The 20,834-nt window shown below is 69.3% G+C and carries 19 protein-coding genes; 11 read left to right on the top strand and 8 right to left on the bottom strand.

What is annotated here, in order from left to right; genetic code table 11:
* The first annotated feature begins 64 nt into the window (after positions 1 to 64).
* A complete protein-coding gene (locus ASD84_RS05305; RefSeq protein WP_056707402.1) occupies positions 65 to 1,561 on the top strand; it encodes a cellulase family glycosylhydrolase in 1,497 nt (498 codons plus the stop codon).
* A 135-nt stretch (positions 1,562 to 1,696) separates the two neighbouring features.
* Positions 1,697 to 2,533 carry a Bax inhibitor-1/YccA family membrane protein gene (locus ASD84_RS05300; RefSeq protein ID WP_056710684.1) on the top strand — a complete coding sequence of 279 codons (837 nt, stop codon included), beginning with the start codon at positions 1,697 to 1,699 and terminating at the stop codon, positions 2,531 to 2,533.
* Positions 2,534 to 2,689: 156 nt separating this feature from the next.
* Here the strand turns inward: ASD84_RS05300 and ASD84_RS05295 are convergent, their stop codons facing one another.
* A complete protein-coding gene (locus ASD84_RS05295) occupies positions 2,690 to 3,730 on the bottom strand; it encodes a hypothetical protein (RefSeq protein ID WP_056707399.1) in 1,041 nt (346 codons plus the stop codon).
* A gap of 151 nt (positions 3,731 to 3,881) precedes the next feature.
* Positions 3,882 to 4,904: an SGNH/GDSL hydrolase family protein gene (locus ASD84_RS05290; RefSeq protein ID WP_056707396.1), complete on the bottom strand. Its 1,023-nt coding sequence runs from the start codon at positions 4,902 to 4,904 to the stop codon at positions 3,882 to 3,884.
* Between the two features lie 36 nt (positions 4,905 to 4,940).
* Between ASD84_RS05290 and ASD84_RS05285 the strand changes: the two genes are divergently transcribed.
* On the top strand, positions 4,941 to 6,326 hold the full coding sequence (locus ASD84_RS05285; protein WP_056707393.1) for a cystathionine beta-synthase: 1,386 nt from the start codon (positions 4,941 to 4,943) through the stop codon (positions 6,324 to 6,326).
* A 4-nt stretch (positions 6,327 to 6,330) separates the two neighbouring features.
* Positions 6,331 to 6,825, top strand: a complete 495-nt coding sequence (locus tag ASD84_RS05280) for a GNAT family N-acetyltransferase (RefSeq protein ID WP_056707388.1) — start codon at positions 6,331 to 6,333, stop codon at positions 6,823 to 6,825.
* On the opposite strand, the gene ASD84_RS05275 is transcribed toward ASD84_RS05280, so the two are convergent.
* The gene (locus ASD84_RS05275) at positions 6,771 to 7,685 is read right to left on the bottom strand and encodes a GNAT family N-acetyltransferase (RefSeq protein ID WP_056707386.1); all 915 of its coding nucleotides are present in this window, start codon (positions 7,683 to 7,685) and stop codon (positions 6,771 to 6,773) included. The two genes, ASD84_RS05280 and ASD84_RS05275, sit on opposite strands and share 55 nt — an antisense overlap.
* Before the next feature lie 172 nt (positions 7,686 to 7,857).
* Between ASD84_RS05275 and fdxA the strand changes: the two genes are divergently transcribed.
* From fdxA to ASD84_RS05260, 3 genes are read left to right on the top strand one after another with little or no spacing between them, the layout of a single operon-like run.
* On the top strand, positions 7,858 to 8,187 hold the full coding sequence (gene fdxA / locus ASD84_RS05270; protein WP_056707383.1) for a ferredoxin: 330 nt from the start codon (positions 7,858 to 7,860) through the stop codon (positions 8,185 to 8,187).
* An 11-nt stretch (positions 8,188 to 8,198) separates the two neighbouring features.
* Positions 8,199 to 9,338: a succinyldiaminopimelate transaminase gene (gene dapC / locus ASD84_RS05265; protein WP_056707380.1), complete on the top strand. Its 1,140-nt coding sequence runs from the start codon at positions 8,199 to 8,201 to the stop codon at positions 9,336 to 9,338.
* Between the two features lie 40 nt (positions 9,339 to 9,378).
* Positions 9,379 to 10,107, top strand: a complete 729-nt coding sequence (locus ASD84_RS05260; RefSeq protein ID WP_156391591.1) for a hypothetical protein — start codon at positions 9,379 to 9,381, stop codon at positions 10,105 to 10,107.
* Between the two features lie 4 nt (positions 10,108 to 10,111).
* Here ASD84_RS05260 and ASD84_RS05255 read toward each other — a convergent pair whose 3' ends face one another.
* Entirely contained in the window at positions 10,112 to 10,693 is a 582-nt protein-coding gene (locus ASD84_RS05255) for a hypothetical protein (RefSeq protein ID WP_056707376.1), read from the bottom strand.
* Positions 10,694 to 10,781: 88 nt separating this feature from the next.
* Positions 10,782 to 11,171: a hypothetical protein gene (locus tag ASD84_RS05250; RefSeq protein ID WP_056707371.1), complete on the bottom strand. Its 390-nt coding sequence runs from the start codon at positions 11,169 to 11,171 to the stop codon at positions 10,782 to 10,784.
* 76 nt (positions 11,172 to 11,247) lie between these two features.
* On the opposite strand from ASD84_RS05250, the gene ASD84_RS05245 reads away from it, so the two are divergent.
* The 3 genes from ASD84_RS05245 to ASD84_RS05235 all read left to right on the top strand — a co-directional run bounded on the left by ASD84_RS05245 (position 11,248) and on the right by ASD84_RS05235 (position 16,687).
* The gene (locus ASD84_RS05245) at positions 11,248 to 13,191 is read left to right on the top strand and encodes a hypothetical protein (protein ID WP_056707368.1); all 1,944 of its coding nucleotides are present in this window, start codon (positions 11,248 to 11,250) and stop codon (positions 13,189 to 13,191) included.
* A gap of 132 nt (positions 13,192 to 13,323) precedes the next feature.
* A complete protein-coding gene (locus ASD84_RS05240; RefSeq protein WP_056707365.1) occupies positions 13,324 to 15,885 on the top strand; it encodes an Ig-like domain repeat protein in 2,562 nt (853 codons plus the stop codon).
* Positions 15,886 to 15,925: 40 nt separating this feature from the next.
* Positions 15,926 to 16,687: a hypothetical protein gene (locus tag ASD84_RS05235; RefSeq protein ID WP_156391590.1), complete on the top strand. Its 762-nt coding sequence runs from the start codon at positions 15,926 to 15,928 to the stop codon at positions 16,685 to 16,687.
* Positions 16,688 to 16,691: 4 nt separating this feature from the next.
* Here ASD84_RS05235 and ASD84_RS05230 read toward each other — a convergent pair whose 3' ends face one another.
* From ASD84_RS05230 to ASD84_RS05220, 3 genes are all read right to left on the bottom strand, one after another.
* Positions 16,692 to 17,651 (bottom strand): hypothetical protein, encoded by a 960-nt coding sequence (locus tag ASD84_RS05230; RefSeq protein ID WP_200954429.1) that lies wholly within the window; start codon positions 17,649 to 17,651, stop codon positions 16,692 to 16,694.
* 41 nt (positions 17,652 to 17,692) lie between these two features.
* Positions 17,693 to 18,631: a 2,3,4,5-tetrahydropyridine-2,6-dicarboxylate N-succinyltransferase gene (gene dapD, locus ASD84_RS05225; RefSeq protein WP_056707359.1), complete on the bottom strand. Its 939-nt coding sequence runs from the start codon at positions 18,629 to 18,631 to the stop codon at positions 17,693 to 17,695.
* A 67-nt stretch (positions 18,632 to 18,698) separates the two neighbouring features.
* Positions 18,699 to 19,136 (bottom strand): 6,7-dimethyl-8-ribityllumazine synthase, encoded by a 438-nt coding sequence (locus ASD84_RS05220; protein ID WP_056707357.1) that lies wholly within the window; start codon positions 19,134 to 19,136, stop codon positions 18,699 to 18,701.
* Positions 19,137 to 19,379: 243 nt separating this feature from the next.
* Between ASD84_RS05220 and ahcY the strand changes: the two genes are divergently transcribed.
* On the top strand, positions 19,380 to 20,831 hold the full coding sequence (gene ahcY, locus ASD84_RS05215) for an adenosylhomocysteinase (RefSeq protein WP_056707354.1): 1,452 nt from the start codon (positions 19,380 to 19,382) through the stop codon (positions 20,829 to 20,831).
* Positions 20,832 to 20,834: the final 3 nt, after the last annotated feature.

The raw sequence follows: 20,834 nt of genomic DNA, 5'->3' as shown, positions 1-20,834 counted from the left end.
CTTCCGGTGGCCGCGTCGTTGAACGAGCGTGCGGACTGGAACGCGTTCTACCGTCCTGGCGGCTGTGGTCGCCCTGCTCGTCGCTGCGCTCTCGGGCCTGAGTCCCGCGCGCGCCCAGGAGTCGGCTCCGGTCGCGGAGCCGGCGGTCGTCGTACCGGCTCAGGCGCAGGCGGAGGCGGAGCCCGAGCCGGCGCCGCAGCTGCGCCGGCAGGGACGCTGGCTCGTGGACGAGCAGGGTCGGGTCGTCATCGTGCACGGCTTCAACCTGGTCTGGAAGCTCGATCCGTACGTGCCGCCGGACAGCGCGGAGGGATTCACCGAGGCCGACGCTGCCTGGCTGGCGCAGTACGGGTTCAACGGCGTGCGCCTCGGCACCTTGTGGGCGGGTGTGACCCCGGATGCTCCCGGCGTCGGCGACCCGGCCTATCGCGACGGGTGGCAACGGGTGATGGACCTGCTCGCCGATCGTGGCATCTGGATGCAGCTCGACATGCACCAGGACCAGTGGCACGAGACCTATGGCGGCGAAGGAGTGCCGGACTGGGCGGTGCACCGCCCCAAGGTGTTGAGCTTGCTCCCGCCGATCAACCTGCCCTTCCCGATGGGCTACTGGACGCCCGAGAACTCGCTGGTCTTCGACGAGTTCTGGGCCAACAAGCACCAGGGTGTGGACGACTGGGCGGCCGCGTGGCAGGTGGCGGCGGGTTGGTGGAAGGACCAGTCGCACCTGATGGGCTACGACCTGATGAACGAGCCGTGGATGGGCCTCGAGTGGCTCTCCTGCTTCACCGGGGGCTGCCAGGGCGCCTACACCAGGGAGCTGCAGCCGGCCTACGAGAAGGTCACCCGGGCCATCCGGCAGGTCGACGCGAAGAACGTTGTCTGGTGGGAGCCCCAGCAGCTGGCTGCCGGCCGGCAGGTGCCGACCTACCTCGAGCCGATGGCGGGGGAGGACCAGCTCGGGTACTCGTGGCACAACTACTGCCAGGACGTGTTCCTGGAGTCCCAGGGCCTGCCGTTCGGCAACGTCGAGAACTGTTGGAAGTTCAGCCAGGAACGTACGACGACGGCACTCGCCCAGGCGAAGAGGATCAACGCCGCCCCGATGATGAGCGAGTGGGGCGCGACCGACAACCTTCGTGCTGTCGAGATCGACGCCGCTGTCGCCGACCGGAACCTGATGGGCTGGTCGCACTGGGCCTACAAGCAGTGGCAGGACCCGACGACCGCCGACGACGCGCAGGGGATGTTCCACGACGACACGGACTTCTCCTCGGTCAAGCAGGACAAGCTGCGGCTGCTGGTGCGGACCTACGCGCAGGCGACGGCGGGGGAGCCCCTCGCGATGAGTTTCGACGCGAAGACAGGTGCCTTCTCCTACCGGTACCGCGCCAACGCGATCGAGGCGCCGACCGAGATCTTCGTCAGCCCTCTGCACTACCCCGAGGGCTACCGCGTCGAGGTCACCAACGGCACCTGGGAGACGGGCCAGGGCGGCCGGATCCTGGTGCGTCCGGTCGTGGCCGGCACGGACGTGGTCGTGCAGGTCACGGCACGCTGAGTCATGCCGCGGGAACGTTCCTGCCCGGTTGAGCGTTTTCCCTTCATCGAGCCACCTAGACTGGTGGTCCAGACGATGTGTGACCAGGGCAGCCACCGTGGCTGCCCGGCAACACGCAAGCCTGCGGAGGAGATCATGCGCAGCAACAACCCGGTGTTCAACCGCTCGGAGGAGTTCAACCGCTCCGGTGGCGCCGCCTATCAGGGATTCGGCCAGCAGCAGTACGACGGCTACTCCCAGCCCGGTCAGCTCACGTCCGAGGCACCGCCGACCCAGGGTCGGATGACGATCGACTCGGTCGTCCAGTCGACGGCGATCACGCTGGCCATCACGATCGTCGTCGCAGGGGCCACGTGGTTCCTCACCCCTGACATCGACAGCGACGAAGCAATCGGCACGCTGAGCATGGCGCTGATCATCGGTTCGGGTGCTGCGTTCATCCTGTCGCTGGTCAACTCGTTCAAGCGGGTCATCAGCCCGGCGCTCGTCATGGCGTTCGCCGTTGCCGAGGGTGTCGCCCTCGGTGCGCTGAGCAAGTTCTACGACGCGATGTTCCCGAGCGACCAGTACGGCGGCATCGTCGTCCAGGCGGTCGTCGGCACCTTCGCTGCTTTCGCCGGCACCCTCGCCGCCTACAAGTTCTTCGACATCAAGGTCGGGGACAAGTTCCGGACGTTCGTCGTCGCGGCGATGTTCGGGATGGTGGCGCTCAGCCTCATGGAGTTGGTGCTGAGCATGTTCAGCAACGAGCTCGGCCTCTTCGGCTTCGGACCGATGGGTCTGATCTTTGCCATCGGTGGACTGGTGCTCGGCGTGTTCATGTTGATCCTGGACTTCGACTTCATCGAGCGGGGCGTTGCCGCCGGCATCCCCGAGCGCGAGTCGTGGCGAGCGTCCTTCGGACTGCTCGTCAGCCTGGTCTGGATCTACACCAACCTGCTCCGGATCCTCGCGATCCTGCAGAGCGACTGACCTGATCGTCCTACGACGGCCCCGGCCCTCCACCTCGGTGGGGCCGGGGCCGTCGTGTTGTCCTGGGTCCGGTTCAACTACCGAATTTGCTCTGTTGAGCACTCGCGGAGCGCAAATTCGGTAGTTGAACCGCACGACCCGCACCACGTTGCGACATCACGACGCGAGTCGTCGCAGCCAGATGCGCCGGGACTCGTCATCCAGGGAGCGGCGCAGGGCCACCGTCGAGGTGTCGGTCCACCAGTGTGGCTGCGCCAGCGTCCAGCCGATGGCTCCCGGTCGTCGCGCCGCGCGACGGTACGCCGCGTCCAGCCGATGGTCGAAGGACCCCAGGTCGCGCAGGTCGCGCGAAACCATGGACACCACCTCGAGCCCGAGGTCGCGACAGAGCTCCTCGGAGTCGAGATCGCGTCGCCGGACCTGGAGGTCGTTGTGGACGATCCCGTCGTACTGTCCGATCACCGCCGCCGCGGGATCGAACAGGTCGGGGGTCAGCAGGTGGTTGCCCTGCAGGTCGAAGATCGGTGGATTGCACAGCAGTCGAACGCCGTCGCGTTGGCGCCGCCACCTCATCAGCATGGTGACCTCCTGTGGTGACCACACATTCTCGTCCGACAGGTCGATCGCGGCGGTGAGCCTGCGGGTGTGGGGCCGCCCTCGGATGCGCGCTGCGTAGTCGCCGATCTCCATCAGGTCCGCCAGGTCGTCGGCCATGGCCATGCAGATGATGCGAACGGTGTCCTCGAGAGACCGTGCTCTCAGGGCCGCGGCGCAGATGGACCTTTCCGGGCGCGTGACGGGCAACCCATTGACGTCGATGATGTCTCCGTCGAACAGCCAGTCGCGCCACAGTTGTACGCCGGTACGGCGAGCAAGGTGCGCCCTGTCGCCGATCGCCAGGGGGACAGGGAGCGGTTCGCCCCGCGCGGTCCGGCCGGGGAACCAGCGGGCACCTTGCCAGTGCAAGGCAGCCCACCCGGTTGCGGCAGATCCCTCGGGGGTGCTGGCGACAGCTTCAACGATCCGTTGCGGCTCGCCGTCTCCGCAGACGTGGGACGGCACGAACATGCCGGTGCCCGCGCCGCCTGACCGGCGCCAGCGTGGCCCCCGCGCCTGTCCCGGGGTCGGGCCGGCGATTCCGCGAGGATCAACGCGCACCGGAACCGTGATGTCCGGCCTGTTGATGTGCAGGTCCATCGCCCCAGCATCCGTGCCAGCGGCGTACGGGCCGGAGGTTCTCCACAGGGTTGCTCCGGGGCTGCGGTTCAACTACCGAATTTGCTGCCTTCGCGGCCGGGCCGCGACAAATTCGGTAGTTGAACCGGAGCCCGACCGGCCACGAGCGAGGTCACTGCGCAGCTGGCGCGCTCTCGTGCTCCTCGGGCGCCTCGCCGGGCACGTGCTGACGGCTGCGGCGGTGCCGCAGCTCGACCCACAGGCCGCGTACGCCGGCCCGCAGGCCGCCGATCTCGGTGCCGTCCAGCTCGGTGCCGGGCTCGTTGACGGCCTGGATGGCCGCGCGGCTCACCGGCAGCACGCCTTCGCCGCGGAACGCCTCGAGCTCGGTCTCCGCCGGAGGAGCCTGCTCGAGCGCGGCCAGGACCGACGGGATGAGGACTCCGGCCAACGCCTTGTAGCCCTCCACGGACGGGTGGAACTGGTCGGGGCCGAACAACAGGGCGGGTGCTGCGGCGAACTCCGGGCCGAGCACGTCGCCGAGGGACACCGTGCGCGCGCCCGCCTGGATGACCGCGATGGTCTGGGCGGCGGCGAGGCGGCGTGACCACGCCCGGGCGACCTGGCGCAGTGGGGGAGCGATTGGCTGGACGGTGCCCATGTCAGGACACGTGCCGACGACCACCTTCGCGTCGGCATCCATCAGGCGTCGTACGCCCTCGGAGAGGTAGCGCACCGACTGGGAGGGGCGCATCGTGTGGGTGACGTCGTTGCCACCGATCAGGATCACCGTCACCTCCGGCTCGATCGGCAACGCCCGATCGACCTGGGAGGCGAGGTCGGACGACTTCGCGCCGACGACGCAGAATTCCTTGAGGTAGACCCGTCGGTCGGCATGCTCGGCCACGGCCGTGGCGATCAGGGCACCGGGCGTCTCCTCGACGCGGTCGACGCCGTAGCCGGCAGCGCTGGAGTCGCCGAGCAGCGCGATCCTGATCGCCGGTCCGGGCCGGCCGCGGCCGTACCAACCAGTCGCGTCCGGCGGCGGCTCCTCGCGCGTGGGACCGATCGTGCGGCGGGCGAGCTTGGCCTCGGCGCTGAGCACGCCGTAGAGGCCGGCGCCGAGCGCAGACAGACCGCCGCCGCCGTACAACGCGGCGGCGGCGAGCTTGCGGGCTGCAGCGGCTTTGCTCACGGGCCAACCTTACGGAGGGGCCGCTACGGTGAGGTCATGGAGTACGTCGAGTCACTGCTGCAGCTCATCGGGAACACCCCGCTCGTCCGGCTCAACAAGTGCCTGGACCTGCCCGGCGACGGACCGCTGGTCCTCGCGAAGGTGGAGTACCTGAACCCCGGTGGATCCGTGAAGGACCGGATCGCGAGCCGGATGATCGAGGCCGCGGAGGAGTCCGGCGCCCTCAAGCCCGGTGGCACGATCGTGGAGCCGACCTCGGGCAACACGGGCGTGGGACTGGCGATGGTCGCGCAGCAGAAGGGCTACAAGTGCATCTTCGTGTGCCCGGACAAGGTCAGTGAGGACAAGCGCAACGTGCTCAAGGCCTACGGCGCCGAGGTCGTCGTGTGCCCGACCGCCGTCGCGCCCGAGCACCCCGACTCGTACTACAACGTGAGCGACCGGTTGGCCTCGCAGCCGGGTGCGTGGAAGCCCGACCAGTACTCCAACCCGCACAACCCGCGCTCCCACTACGAGGAGACCGGCCCGGAGATCTGGCGCCAGACCGAGGGACGGATCACGCACTTCGTCACCGGCATGGGCACCGGCGGCACCATCAGCGGTGTCGGTCGCTACCTCAAGGAGCAGAACGCCGCGGTCGAGGTCGTCGGCTCGGACCCGGCCGGTTCGGTCTACTCCGGCGGCACCGGGCGGCCCTACCTGGTCGAAGGTGTCGGTGAGGACTTCTGGCCCGACACGTACGACCGCGACGTCGCGAACCGGGTCATCGAGGTGTCCGACGCCGACTCGTTCGCCTTCACCCGGCGCCTGGCCCGCGAGGAGCAGATGCTCGTCGGCGGATCCTCGGGCATGGCGGCCTTTGCTGCCCGGCAGCTGGCCCACGAGCTGGCTGCCGAGGGCCGGACCGACGCGATCATCGTGGTGCTGCTGCCCGACTCCGGCCGCGGCTACCTCAGCAAGGTCTTCAACGACGACTGGCTGGCGCAGTACGGCTTCAGCACCGGTCAGCCCGCCCCGGCCCGGACCGTGGGCGAGATCCTGCACGGCAAGACCGGCGGGTTGCCCACACTCATCCACACACACCCGAACGAGACCATCGCCGAAGCGGTCGCCATCCTCCAGGAGTACGCCGTCTCGCAGATGCCCGTCGTCCGCGCCGAGCCGCCGATCGTGGCGGCCGAGGTGGCCGGCTCGGTCTCCGAGCGCGCCCTGCTCGACGCCCTCTTCACGGGCAAGGCCAAGCTGACCGATCCGGTCGAAGCGCACATGTCGCCGGCGCTCCCGACGATCGGGTCGACCGAGGACGCCACCGATGCGGTGCCGCTGCTCGAGTCCGCGGACGCCGTACTCGTGCACGAGGACGGCAAGCCGATCGGTGTGCTCACCCGGCACGACCTCTTGATGTTCCTCGCCCGCGGCTGACCGGATGCGACTGCCCGACGGCGTCCGTGAGGCCACGCCCACGGACGTCCCTGACATCCTGCGCCTGGTCCGCGAGCTCGCGGCCTACGAGCGCGAGCCCGATGCGGTCGCGACCACGGAGGGACACCTCCACACCTGGCTGTTCGGGCCGGACCCGGTGGCGTCGGTGCTGGTGGCCGAGGCCGACGATCGGGTGGTCGGGATCGCCCTGTGGTTCCGCACCTACTCCACGTGGACGGGCGTCCCTGGCATCTACCTCGAGGACCTCTACGTCGAGCCCGGGCAGCGCGGCAGCGGCCTTGGCAAGGCGCTGCTGACCTCGCTGGCCACGATCGCCGTCGAGCGCGGCTATCAGCGCGTCGAGTGGGCGGTGCTGGACTGGAACACCCCCGCCATCGAGTTCTACGAGGCGCTCGGTGCGCGCCCGATGCAGGAGTGGACGACCTACCGGCTGACGGGTGCCGCGCTCGCTGAGCTGTCGGCGCTGGGCGGCGCGTAGTAACGACAGGTGTGGTGCTGCTCGAACCCCAGTGACTCCCAGAGGCCGAGACCGTCGGGATTCGCGGTCTCCACGTGCAGCCAGGCGGTCAACGCCCCCTGCTCCGCACCCCACTCGAGGAGCTCGGAGAGGACCGCGCTCGCCAGGCCGCGGCGACGGTGCGCCGGATCCACGGTCAGTCCGTAGATGCCGAGCCAGTCGCCCTCGAGCATCGCCTGCGCCTCGGCAACGGGATCGCAGCCCGTCCCGGCAGTTGCCACGGCGTGCGGCCCGGTCGCGGCGAGCTCGACCTGGTGGCGGGGCGCAGGGAGCGAGCGGCGTACCCGGGAGATCGACGCGAGACGCAGCTGCGCCTCGCCGTACTCGAGTGGGCGCCAGCCCACGGCTCGCAGGCTGTCCTCGACGTCCGAGCCTGCCTCGACCTGCACCAGCGGATCACGCGAGCGCTCGGTGTAGAAGGCCACCACGTGCGCGGTGGCATCGTCGATGGAGCAGCCCGGGTCGCCGATCGCCAGACAGGAGTTGGCCCGCTTGCGCAGCGGCCCGGTCGGAGCCTGGTCGCAACGCAGCTCCCACTCGCCGAGGGCGACCCGCTCCAGTGCGGGCCACAGCGATCCCGTCCTGCCTTCGGCCTCCCGGGAGCTGATCCGGCTCCGTGTCGAGGGGCGGGGTGGCACAGGCTTGCCGGAGACGATGTCGGCCAGCGCGATGGTGACGGCGTCGCCGGTCTCGGGCTGGACGACGCAGACTCCGTCCGCCCACGCGATGCACACACCCAGGAGATCGGTCATCGCCGGGCCGCCGCTCGGGCCGGTCTCGCCGCGGACCAGACGTCGTACGACGACCCGCTGGCCGACCACGTGAGGGCCCAGCGTGTGGCCGGAAGGAGGGGCGACCGACGGATCTTGTCCAGAAGGGGAGGGTCTCCGCGCGGAAGGCACGAGAGGGATACTAGGCTGACCCTCGATACGAAACCCTTTCGTATCGACCCACAGTCTCCGCAGTTGAAGGCCCCTGTCCAGGAGGAACCCGATGACCTACATCATCTCGCAGCCGTGCGTTGACCTGAAGGACCGTGCGTGCGTCGATGAATGTCCGGTCGACTGCATCTACGAAGGCAAGCGGATGCTCTACATCCACCCCGACGAGTGCGTCGACTGTGGTGCCTGTGAGCCCGTGTGCCCGGTGGAGGCCATCTTCTACGAGGACGACGTCCCGGAGGAGTGGAAGGACTACTACGACGCCAACGTCAAGTTCTTCGACGACCTCGGTTCCCCCGGCGGTGCCGCCAAGATGGGCGAGATCGACAAGGACGCCGAGTTCGTGGCGGCCCTCGAGCCGCAGATCCACGACGAACACTGAGCTCCGCCTCGATGGTTGAGGTGCGAGCAGAGCGAGCCTCGAAACCGGTCTCGCGGCGGCTTCCCGACTTTCCCTGGGACCAGTTGACGCAGTACGCCGAACAGGCGCGCGCGCATGCCGACGGCATCGTCGACCTGTCCATCGGTACGCCGGTCGACCCGACGCCCGAGGTGGCCCGTACCGCGCTCGCGGCGGCAGCCGACTCGCCCGGCTACCCGCTCACGATCGGCATTCCCGAGGTGCGGCAGGCCGTTGTCGACTGGCTCGCCGGCACGCACGGCGTCACCGGTCTGGGGCTCGACCAGGTGCTGCCGCTGATCGGCTCCAAGGAGTTCATCTCCAACCTGGCTGCACACCTGGGCCTTGGCCCGGGCGACATCATCGGCTTCCCGGCACTCGCCTACCCGACCTACGAGGTCGGCGCGGCGTACGTCGGCGCGACCTCGGTGGCCACCGACTCCCTGACCAGCTTCGGACCGGAGACGCCGAAGCTGCTCTGGATCAACTCGCCGTCCAACCCGTCCGGCCGGGTGCTCCCGAAGGAGCACCTCAAGAAGGTGGTCGACTGGTGCCGCGAGCGGGGCGTGCTGCTCGTCTCCGACGAGTGCTACCTCGACTGCGTCTGGGACGGCGAGGCCGTCTCGGTCCTGCATCCTGACGTGTGTGGTGGCTCCTCCGACGGCATCCTGATCGTCCACTCGCTCTCGAAGCGCTCCAACCTCGCCGGCTACCGCTGTGGGTTCGTCGCCGGTGACCGTGCGGTGATCGCCGAGCTGCTCGCCGTGCGCAAGAACCTCGGCCTGCTCATGCCCGGCCCGACGCAGCGCGCGATGGCGGCCGTCCTCGGCGACGAGGAGCACGTCGCCGTGCAGCACGAGCGCTACCGCGCACGTCGTACGAAGCTGCGATCCGCGCTGGAGAGCGCCGGCTACACGATCGAGCACTCCGAGGCGTCGCTCTACCTCTGGACCACCAAGGGTCCCGACGGACCGGACTGCTGGTCGATGGTCGCCGAGTTGGCCGCGCAGGGGATCCTCGTCGCGCCGGGTGCGTTCTACGGAAAGGCCGGCAATCACCACGTCCGGGTGGCACTGACGGCCACCGACGAGCGGATCGATGCCGCTGTCGCGCGGCTCACCGCGTTCGCCTGAACCCGCCGCGTTCTTCACCTTGCCGGGCTAGCCTCGCAGGATGAAGCGACTTCTCGGGCTTCTCGCCCTCATGCTCGTCCCTGCACTCCTCACCGTCCCGACCGCTGCGCCGGCCCAGGCCGTCGACGCCAACGACATCGAGGCGCGGACGTCGAAGATCCTGGTGTTGGCCGCCCACGAGAAGTGGGACGAGGTCGCTCGCTACACGAACGCGAAGATGCTGGCCTGGCTCAAGGTCCATGACCACCGGACCAAGGCGCCGTCGTGCAAGAAGAGTGTGGCGAGTCGTCCGGGCGACCCGGTCTACGCGTGCCTCTACGAGGAGTCCCGCATCTTCTCCTACGCCGTGCCCATGAAGTGGTGGATCTTCTACCGCCGGCTCGAGGGCAGGTGGACGCTCGTCAACGAGCGGATCATCACCTCAGCGAGCGCCGACCGGGTGCGCACCAACCTCGGAGCCCGTGCCGACAAGATCTGGGCCTTTGCCGTCGCCGGCAACTGGGACGCCGTCGCTGTCTACACGACACCGGGCGGTCTGACCGAGCTGAAGACCTACGTCGAGACGGCGACCGGCCCGGTCGACCCGGCCACCTCCCCGCGCGCCTGCGAGCAGGTCACCACGCCGGCCGGCTACGCCGACTACGGCAAGTTCAACTGCCTGCTGCCGATCATCTACGAGACCGACGTCGACCACGGCCTGGCGTTCGACGACTCCAGCGGTCGGTGGCTCGCCACGGGCATCTTCGACACGGAGCCGATCTTCCCCTGAGTCGTCAGAGCCCGGATTCCCAGTAGAGGAAGCCCTCGGTCCCGCCCGCGTTGTAGCTGACCCGCTCAAGGGTGGAGCCTTCGGGCATCAGGATGATCGAGCAGCCCTTGGCCGTCTCTCCTGCCGCCACTTTCTGGGGCACCTTGGGACAGGGTGTGAAGCCCGCGCCGCTGAGGTCGAGCAGGATCAGCGGAAGGATGAGGGTGTCGTCCTGGTCGCGCCCCGACATTCCCTGGGTCTCGACCTCGACGTCGCCGTCGTTCTGGAACGTGACGTCGACGTAGTAGGGCGTGGTCGCGGCCTGTTCCGGCTTCACCTCGTAGCCGGCGTCGGTGAGGTCCGTGATCGCCCCTTTCCGCACCGCGGTGACGGTGACGGTGCCGGTGCCCTGGACCGTGTCGGTCGCGCCGGAGGACCGGAACTCGATGTCGACAGGCGTTCCGAGGGCGGCGGCCTCGACCTCGGGGACGCCCCCACCTCCGCCTCCGCCGGTCCCGTCAGTTCCGTCGTCGCCGCCGCAGCCGACCAGTACCGGTGCCAGGAGGGCGAGTGCAGCAAGGGCGACGCGGGCCGTGGAGGTGTCCATGGTGGGTGTCCTTCCGGAATGCCCGAGATCCGATTTCGATGGTGGCACCAACCAGGGCTCCCGCGCATCACTCCGGCGTCGACTTTTCTCAGGCGGGGATGGTCGCGAGCTTCTCGAGCATGTGGTTCATCGCCTGCAGGTGCTCGTGCTGCGCGCTGAACAGGATCACGTCGGCGTCCTCCTCGACCCGGACCGAGTGTCCTGCGGGCCAGTAGAAGACGTCGCCGCCGCTGCAGTACTCCTGGGAGTCGTCGGAGTACGTCACGACGACCTTGCCGTTCAGCATGTAGCCCCAGTGCTCGGCCTGGCAGGCGTCGTCTGGCAGACCCTGCAGCAGCGGGGCGATGTCGACGCCGGCTGCGAGGGTGAAGTACTCGGCTGCCAGCGGCCCGGAGCCGATGCCGAAGTTCGGCAGGTGACGGGCGGTGGCGCCGAGGGCGTTCATCTTGATCGGGAGATCGGTCTTGGGGAGGTGCATGGCGGGCTCCTGGTGACTGGATGTTGGGGGAACTGCTTCACCTCCTTGGCGTGACAAGCGGTGTCACAATGCGACAGTGACGACCCCGGCCACTCCCGCCGCACTGGAGCAGCAGGCGATGGCGGCCTACGAAGCAGGCGAGTTCGAGGCCTCGATCGCCGCCTGGGAGCGCTTGTACGACGTCCAGTCGGCCGCCGGCGAAACGGTCGATGCCGCGCGGGCGGCTGCGATGGTCGCCCTCAACCTGCTGTGTGAGACCGGCCTGATGGCGCCGGTCCGCGGCTGGGCGACCCGCTCGAGACGGTCGCTCGGTGACGCACCGGTCGGCCCGGTGCACGCGTTGCTGGCGATCATTGCGACCTACGAACGGTTCCTGTCGGGCGACCCGGAGTCGGCGCTCGCGCCCGCGCTGGAGGCCGTCGAGCTCGGCCAGCGGTTCGGGGTCGGTCCGGCGCACGGCCTGGGGCGGACGGCTCTGGCCCGGCTGGCGATTCACGCGGGCGACGTCGACCGCGGGATCGCGATGCTCGACGAGCTGGCGGTGGACCTGGGCGCCGGATCGTTCGACCCCCTCACCACCGGGAACGTCTACTGCGAGCTGATCTGCGCCGCGCAGTGGCTCGGTCGGCACGACCGGGCGCAGGAGTGGACCGAGGTCATGGACCGGTGGCGTGAGGGCCGGGCGTTCGGCGGGACGAACGGTCGGTGCCGGATCCACCGTGCCGAGCTGTTGCGGGTCTCCGGTCCGGCCGCGGCCGCCGAGGAGGAGGCGCTGGCTGCCTGCGTCGAGCTGCGGCCGTGGATGCGCCGCGAATTCGGTTGGCCGCTGGTCGAGCTCGGCAACATCCGGCTGCGCCGGGGTGACCTCGTCGGTGCCGAGGAGGCCTACCTCGAAGCCCACGAGCGAGCCTGGTCGCCGCAACCGGGGCTGGCGCTCGTGCGGCTGGCGCAGGGTCGCGCCGATGTCGCCGAGGAGATGGTGCGCGGCGAGATGGACCACCCGATGGAGGTGCCCTGGAAGGAGCGCCCACCCTTCGGCGACCTGCGCCTGGCCCCGTTGCTCGCCGCCCGGTCCGAGATCGCCGAGGCGCGTGGCGACAGGGCGGGAGCCGACGAGGCGGCCGAGGGGCTCACCGCGATCCAGGCCCGCTACCCGAGCCCGGTGGTGCGCGCCGAGGCCGCGCTGGCCCGTGCGCGCGCTGCGCTCGTCGCAGGCACGCCTGATACTGCCATCGAGCCGGCGCAGACAGCCGTCGCGTGCTGGGCCGACCTCGGGGCGCCGTACGACGTCGCGACGGCGCGGGTCGTGCTCGGGCATGCCCGTCGCGCCACCGGAGCCGAGGACCTGGCTGCGATGGAGTGGCGGTCGGCGGTCACCGGCTTCCGGGAGTTCGGGGCGGAGCACCGCGCCCTGGCCGTGGAGGTGCTCCTGGGTGCGGTGGAGCGGGAACCCCTGGCGCCAGGGCCGGCCAACGCGACTGCCGCATTCCTGGTGCGCTCCGGCGACCGGTGGGACGTGGGCTGTCGCGACCGCCGGGCCTGGGTGCCGGACCTGAAGGGCGTGCGGCTGTTGGCCACGCTGGTTGCTGCACCGGGCAAGGAGTTCCACGTCCTCGACCTGGCCGGCGCCGGGATCGTGGAAGCGGGACTGCCCGTTCTCGACGACGAGGCGCGCGCGGCGTACCGCCGTCGGCTCGCTGACGTCGAGGACGACCTCGCGGAGGCCGATCGGGACTGTGACGAGGCCCGCCGGATCCTTGCCGAGCGCGACCGCGACTACCTGATGGCAGAGCTCTCGAGCGCCGTCGGCCTCGGCGGCCGGGCCCGTACGTCGGCCGGCACCGTCGAGCGTGCGCGCACCAGCGTCACCCGGTCCCTGCGCTATGCCCTGGCCCGGATCAGCGAGGTGCTTCCCGAGCTGGGTGGACATCTCGACGGGGCGGTGCGCACGGGAACGTCCTGCAGCTATCGACCGGATCCGGTCACGCCGCTCGACTGGCGGGTCGACATGGGCAGTTGAGGCCACGGCCGCATGGCCGATCGGTCAGAAACTGGAGAGACATCTCCAAAACGCGGGTGGCCCTGACCCATCGGTGTGACGGTGGCGAGGTCGACCCCCATGGTCGGCCCACCTACTCAAGGGACCCCCACCATGCATCACGACTCGGGCGGCAACTGCGCCTCGGCATCCTTCCGTACCCGCAAGCCCCTCGTCGGTGCCGTTGCCGTCGCGCTGGCCGCCGGTGCCCTGGCCCTCGGCTCGGCGCCCCCGGCGAGCGCCGCGACGTCGTACGCCGTGATCGCGACGGTTCCGATCGGCACGTCGGGGGGAGACGGGCTGGCCGTCGAACCGGACAGCGGCTCCCTCTACGTCTCGGACTCCGCGGCGCAAGCGGTGGACGTGGTCGACCTGACCACCAACGTCGTCGTGGACTCGATCGCGATCGGCCACGCTCCCGGGCGGATGGCCATCGACGTCGTCACGCACCGTGCCTATGTCCTCGGCGGCGGTGTGCTCACCGTCATCGACACGACCACCAACACCGTCGTGGACACGATCGGCGGGTTCTCCAACCCCATCGCCGTGGCCGCCGACCCCGGTACCCACCTGGTCTACGTCACCAACTACGACTCCCAGACGATCGCCGTCGTGGACCCGACCGAGGTCCCGGCGACGGTCACGCACGTCGGCCAGCCGAACAGCCGGCCCTGGGCGATCGACGTCGACCCGGTCAACCACAAGGCGTACGCCTCCACCCTGTTCGGCGGCACGGTCGAGGTGGTCGCCGGGACCAGCCACGAGAAGAGCATCGGGGGCTTCGCGGGTCCGATCCAGGTCACCGTCGACCCCAGCACCGACAGTGCCTACGTCATCAACAACAACGCCGAGGTCGTCTCGATGATCGACACGACCGACGACACGAACGCCGGTGTCTTCAGCGCCGGCAGCGGGCCCTCGGACATCGCCGTGGACCAGGAGACGCACGTCGCCTACGTGACCAACCGCAACGACGACACGGTCTCCGTGATCGACCAGTCCACCCACGACGTCATTGGCACGGTCGCGGTGGGTCACTACCCGGTGGGGGTGGAGGTGGACCCGGCCACGCACCGGGTCTACGTCTCGAACGGTACCGACGGTACGATCTCGGTGATTGCCCCGTTCGCCAGCCAGGAGATCACCTTCACCTCGACGGTGCCCTCGGACGCCACGATCGGCGGCAGCTACGCCGTGAGCGCCACCGGCGGTACGTCGGGCGAGCCGGTCACCTTCTCGGTCGACCCCGCCACGACCAACGACGCCTGTTCGGTCAGCGACGGCACGGTGTCCTTCGACGCCGAGGGGACCTGTGTCATCGCCGCCGACCAGGCCGGCGACGACGAGCACACGGCCGCCGTGACGGCGACCCAGCAGTTCGACATCGACCTCGTGGGGACGACCACCGCCCTGGTGCTGGCGTCGGACGCCGTCGTCCACGGCGAGGCGGTGACCGCCACCGCCACGATCAGTGGCACCGACGCGGGAAGCGTCCAGTTCACCGTCGACGGGGCCGCACTGGGTGACCCGGTCGTGATCGACGAGGACGGCGAGGCGACCAGCGCTGACCTCGCCGGAGCCGGTCTCGCGGTCGGCGCACACCCCGTCAGCGCGGTCTTCACCCCGACCGAGGACAGCACCTACGCCGGATCGAGTGCCACCCCGCAGAGCCTGATGGTGAGCCAGGCAGCGACCACGTCGACCGTGTCGGTGGGCGCAACCGCCGTGGTCTCGACCGTGACGGTGACGGCACCGGGATCAGGCGTCCCCACCGGGACGGTCCAGTTCTTCGTCGGAGGGACCGCGATCGGCGGCGCTCCGGTCACCGGGGACGGCACCGCGACCCTGGCCCAGGTGGTGCCCTCCGGCAGCACGCAGGAGGTCACGGCGGTCTACTCGGGCGACGCAGCCTTCACCGGTTCGTCCGCGTCGACCTCACGTCGGGACCCCGTCGTCACCGCCTCCGTGTCGAGCACGAAGGCACCTCGCAACGGCTGGTACTCCGCCCCGGTGACGGTGACCTTCGACTGTGAGGAGACCAGTGCCGAGCTGACGGACGAGTGTCCGGCACCGGTGACGCTGTCCGGCAACGGCGCCGGTCAGTCGGTCACCCGCACGATCATCGCTGTCGATGGCGGCGCCTCCACGGCCGTCATCAGCGGCATCAACATCGACCGGGTTCGCCCGGCTGTCCGCATCACTGGTGTGCGGGCCGGTGCGACGTACTTCGCCGCCGGCCCGACCGCTGGCTGCCGCGCGAGCGACAAGCTGTCCGGCGTCGCGACCTGCACGGTGAAGCGGACGACGAGCGGACGCCGCGTGGTCTATGTCGCCACCGCGACGGACAAGGCCGGCAACCGCAGCAGCACCCGCCTCGTCGCCCGGATCACCAAGGTGGCGATCAGCGGGGCATCGATGAGGAACGGGCAGTACGTCGTCCACCGCGGCCGCACGTACACGCTGCTCGTCTCCTCGACGAAGCGCCCGACCTACGTCTACGCGACCCCGGCACCGCACCAGCCCCAGGGCGGCAATGTCGCGTTCCAGCGCATCGGCAAGGACAAGTGGGCCCTCGGCGTGACGTTCACCAGGGCGATGAGCAGTCACGCCCTGTGGAACATCGGTACGCGGGTCGGCTCGCGCACCACTGTGACGACAGTGCGGGTGGTGCGCTGATCTCGCCCGGTCGCTCGCGGGGCGGGGCTAGCATCGCGGGATGAAGCGACTTCTCGGGTTGTTCGCCCTCGTCCTGGTTCCGTCTGTCCTCGCCGTGCCACGCGCATCGGCCGAGGTCGCTCCTGCGGTGCAGACGCAGGCCGTCAGCGCGATCACGGCCGCCGACATCGCTGCTCGGGCGCGACGGGTCGTCGGCCTCGCCAACCGGCGAGACAGGGTGCAGCTGCCTGCGCTCGCGACGCCGACGATGGTCAGCTTCCTCATCGACGTCGGCGGCAACCGGCGCTGGGAGCGGGCCACGCCGTCGTGCCGCAAGAGCGTCGCGAGTCGTCCTGGTGACACCGTGTACGCGTGCCGCGCAGCCATTGACGTGAACCAGTGGGAGGTCGACGAGTCGTGGTGGCTCTACTTCCGCAAGGTGGACGGCCGCTGGCTCGCCGTCAACAAGAGCGTCGCGACGTCGAGGACGAACTACCAGACCAGGAAGAACCTCGAAGCCCGCACCAACAAGATCTTCGCGCTCGGCTGGGCAGACAAGTGGAACGAAGTGGCTCCCTATCTGTCGCCGCCCCTGGTCCAGGCTCTCCAGCGCGACATCGCGATCATGAAGATGCACGGTCAGGCACAGCCGAGGACGAACTCGTGCTGGCGTACGAAGGCGTTGTGGGTGCCGGGTCTCGGCACCTACGCCTGCGGCTGGGTGATCCACGCGGAGATGGACGAGCAGGAGCTTCTCGGCTTCAACCTGGTCAACGGCGCATGGATCGGCAACACCATCGACACCTATCCCCAGACGGGATGACGGATCAGCTGAACACGTCGACGTGCACGTGGTCGCGGTGCTCGAGGATCTTGATGTCACCCGATGAGTCGGGCGGGTCGTAGTCGCGCCAGCCCTCGCGGCCAGCGGTCCAGATCCGGTCGTCGAAGATGACGGTGCGGACGTCGAGACGCGCGGCGTTGGCCACCAGGTAGTGCGCCATCGCCCAGCCACGGATGTTGTTGGCTGCATTGATCGGCCGCACGAACACGTCGATGGCGCGGCCTTCGTAGTGCGCGGAGCCGTCCATGTGGCCGCTGTCGACGCCACCGGGCGCGTAGCCGCCGAGCTTGAGGTTGCCGAAGCGCTTCAGCAGGTCCTTGCGGGTGGCATCGGCACGCGCCGTGAGGCCGTTCGGCATCAGCTCGTCGCTGACGGACGGAGCACCGCCGTCGAGGTCACAGGTGAACGTGGCGGGGGAGTAGCCGGCCAGGGCTGAGGCCAGGGCCCGGCCGTCGGCCTCGTGGTCGGCGTACGCGTCGGGAAAGGCCGACCGCTGGACCTTCTGCGCGGCGACGGTGATCTCCATGTCCTCGTAGCCGTCGATCTTGACCAGCGCGTCGTAGAACGCATTCGTGGCGTAGACCGGGTCGAGGATCTGTTCGCGGGTGCCCCAGCCCTGCGACGGGCGCTGCTGGAAGAGGCCGATGGAGTCGCGGTCGCCGTAGTCGATGTTGTCGAGCTTCGACTCCTGGTAGGCGGTGGCCAGGGCGATCGAGGCGGCTCGCGCAGGCAGGCCACGTCGTACGGCGATCGAGGCGATCAGGGACGCGTACTCGGCCTGTTCGGCATCGATCTTGACGCTGTGCTGATCGACGGTGACCTTGCAGTCGCCGTCCGGGCCGCCGACCAGGTCGTCGGTCACCTTGAGCACGGCAATGCCGACACCGACGACGGTCGCCAGCACGGCGATACCGACGACGACCGACGTTGCCCTGCGCTTCACGGCTCCCAGTCTGCGTGAGTGCTGGTGACGGACGGGGGCCGTCAGTTGGCGTGCAGAGCGGCGTTGAGGGCGATGCCGTCGCCCTGCCACGGCGCTGCCTCGATGGCGCCGGAGACCGAGTTGCGGCGGAACAGCACGTTGCTGGCGCCGGAGAGCTCGCGCGCCTTGATGACGCGCGGTTCCTTGCCGGGCTCGAGCACGGTGACCTTGGTGCCAGCAGTGACGTAGCAACCCGCCTCGACGACGCAGTCGTCGCCGAGCGAGATGCCGATGCCGGCGTTGGCGCCCAGCAGGCAGCGCTGGCCGATCGAGACGACCTCCTTGCCACCGCCCGACAGGGTGCCCATGATCGAGGCGCCGCCGCCCACGTCGGAGCCGTCCCCGACGACGACGCCGGCCGAGATCCGGCCCTCGACCATCGAGGTGCCGAGCGTGCCGGCGTTGAAGTTGACGAAGCCCTCGTGCATGACGGTGGTGCCCTCGGCCAGGTGCGCGCCGAGGCGGACCCGGTCGGCGTCGGCGATGCGCACTCCGCCGGGGATGACGTAGTCGACCAGGCGCGGGAACTTGTCGATCCCGTGGACCGTGACGTGCTTGCCCGCGGCCTGCAGGCGGGCGCGGGTGAGCTCGAAGCCCTCGATGGCGCACGGACCGGCGGAGGTCCACACGACGTTGGTCAGCAGGCCGAAGATGCCATCGAGGTTCTGCCCGTGGGGCGCGACCAGGCGGTGCGAGAGCAGGTGCAGGCGCAGCCACACGTCGGTGGTGCCGGCGGGCGCGTCGGTCAGGTCGGCGATCTCGACGAGGTCGACCTTGCGGGTCACCCCCCGTGCCTCGTCGGCGCCCTCGAGCGCGACCAGGTCGGCCGGAGCCGCCGCGTCAGCAGGCTTCTCGCCGAGAGCCGGGGTCGGGAACCAGACGTCGAGAACGGTCTGGTCGGCGGCGTACGTCGTCAGGCCGAAGCCCCATGCGGCAGTCACGTGAGGAGATTCTAGGTGGTGGGGACGCCGCCGCCCCCGGTGGCCGAGCCTGGCGAGACCCGGGCCCTCAGCCGACGGGCAGGCTCAGGGTGGCGTCGACCGCGCTGGCCAGCTCGCGGCCCTTGGTCTCGAAGTGGGCGCGGAAGTAGCTGGTGTGGTCGTCGTGCTCGTGGAAGTGGTGCGGTGTGAGCACGGCCGAGAACACCGGGACGTCGGTCTCGAGCTGCACGCGCATCAGCCCGTCGACGACGGCGGACGCGACGAAGTCGTGGCGATAGATGCCACCGTCGACGACGAGCGCGGCCGCTGCGACTCCGGCGTACCGCCCGGACTGCGCGAGGCGACGGACCTGCAGGGGGATCTCGAAGGCGCCGGGGACGTGGACGACATCGACGTCGTAGCCGCGGCTGCGGAGCTCGTCGGTCGAGGCGGTCACGGCGACATCGACGATGTCGGCGTGCCAGCGAGCAGCGACGATGGCGATGCGGGGAGCGGTGGGTGACATGGGTTCTCCTGTTCGCGTGTCACCCAGGGCGTGACGACGCGCAGGAGCTCCACCCCCGCCCTGAGAACGTACGGGCAGAGGTTACCGCCCCTCCGGACCCCCGGCACGACACCGCCTTCCCGATGATTCCCCGCGCGTCGAATCCCGCTTGTAAGGTGTCCTGTGTCATGCGCGGGAGACCCCGGCAGAGCGCAGATGCGCCGCATGGACCACGAAACACTCGATCCTCGAGGACCCCTTTTCATGGACTACAAGGTTGCTGACCTGAGCCTGGCCGAGTTCGGCCGCAAGGAGCTCACCCTCGCCGAGCACGAGATGCCCGGCCTCGTTTCGCTGCGTACGTCGTACGGCGACGCCCAGCCGCTGAAGGGTGCCCGGATCGCCGGCTCCCTGCACATGACCATCCAGACCGGCGTGCTCATCGAGACCCTGGTCTCGCTCGGCGCCGAGGTCCGTTGGGCCACCTGCAACATCTTCTCCACCCAGGACCACGCGGCCGCGGCCGTCGTCGTCGGCCGCCCCGAGACCGGCGGCACCCCCGAGGACCCCAAGGGGACCCCGGTCTTCGCCTGGAAGGGTGAGTCGCTCGCGGAGTACTGGGACGAAGCCGAGAAGGTCTTCGACTTCAGGGACGAGGCCGGCAACCTGATCGGCCCGAACATGCTCCTCGACGACGGCGGCGACATCACGCTGCTCGTCCACAAGGGTGTCGAGTTCGAGAAGGCCGGCGCGGTTCCCGGCCAGGACTCGACCGACAACGAGGAGTACAAGGAGGTCCTCCGGGTCCTCGCTCGTTCGCTCGAGAACAACCCGACGCGCTGGACCAACATCGCGAACGCCATCAAGGGTGTCTCCGAGGAGACCACCACCGGTGTGCTGCGCCTGTACGACCGCTTCAAGGAGGGCTCGCTCCTCTTCCCGGCGATCAACGTCAACGACTCGGTCACCAAGTCGAAGTTCGACAACAAGTACGGCTGCCGCCACTCGCTCATCGACGGCATCAACCGCGGCACCGACGTCATGATCGGCGGCAAGGTCGCCGTCGTCTGTGGCTACGGCGACGTGGGCAAGGGCTCCGCCGAGTCGCTCCGCGGCCAGGGTGCTCGCGTCATCATCACCGAGATCGACCCGATCTGCGCGCTGCAGGCAGCGATGGACGGCTACGAGGTCAAGCGCCTCGAGTCCGTCGTCGAGTACGCCGACATCTTCATCACCACGACGGGCAACTTCGACATCATCCGGGTCGAGCACTTCGAGAAGATGAAGCACCAGGCGATCGTCGGCAACATCGGCCACTTCGACAACGAGATCAACATGGCCGGTCTCGCCAAGATCGAAGGCATCGTCAAGGACGAGATCAAGCCGCAGGTCCACCAGTGGATCTTCCCCGACGGCAAGAAGGTCATCGTGCTGTCCGAGGGCCGTCTGCTCAACCTCGGCAACGCGACCGGCCACCCGTCGTTCGTCATGTCGAACTCCTTCACCAACCAGGTGCTGGCGCAGATCGAGCTCTTCACGAAGACCGAGGAGTACCCGATCGGCGTCTACGTCCTGCCGAAGCACCTCGACGAAGAGGTCGCCCGCCTGCACCTCGACGCCCTCGGTGTGGAGCTGACGACCCTGACCCAGGAGCAGGCCGACTACCTCGGCGTTCCGGTCGAGGGCCCGTTCAAGTCCGACGCCTACCGCTACTGACAG

The sequence above is a fragment of the Nocardioides sp. Root682 genome (assembly GCF_001427795.1).
Classification (GTDB): domain Bacteria; phylum Actinomycetota; class Actinomycetes; order Propionibacteriales; family Nocardioidaceae; genus Nocardioides.
This window is presented reverse-complemented; position numbering and strand designations above follow the sequence as displayed.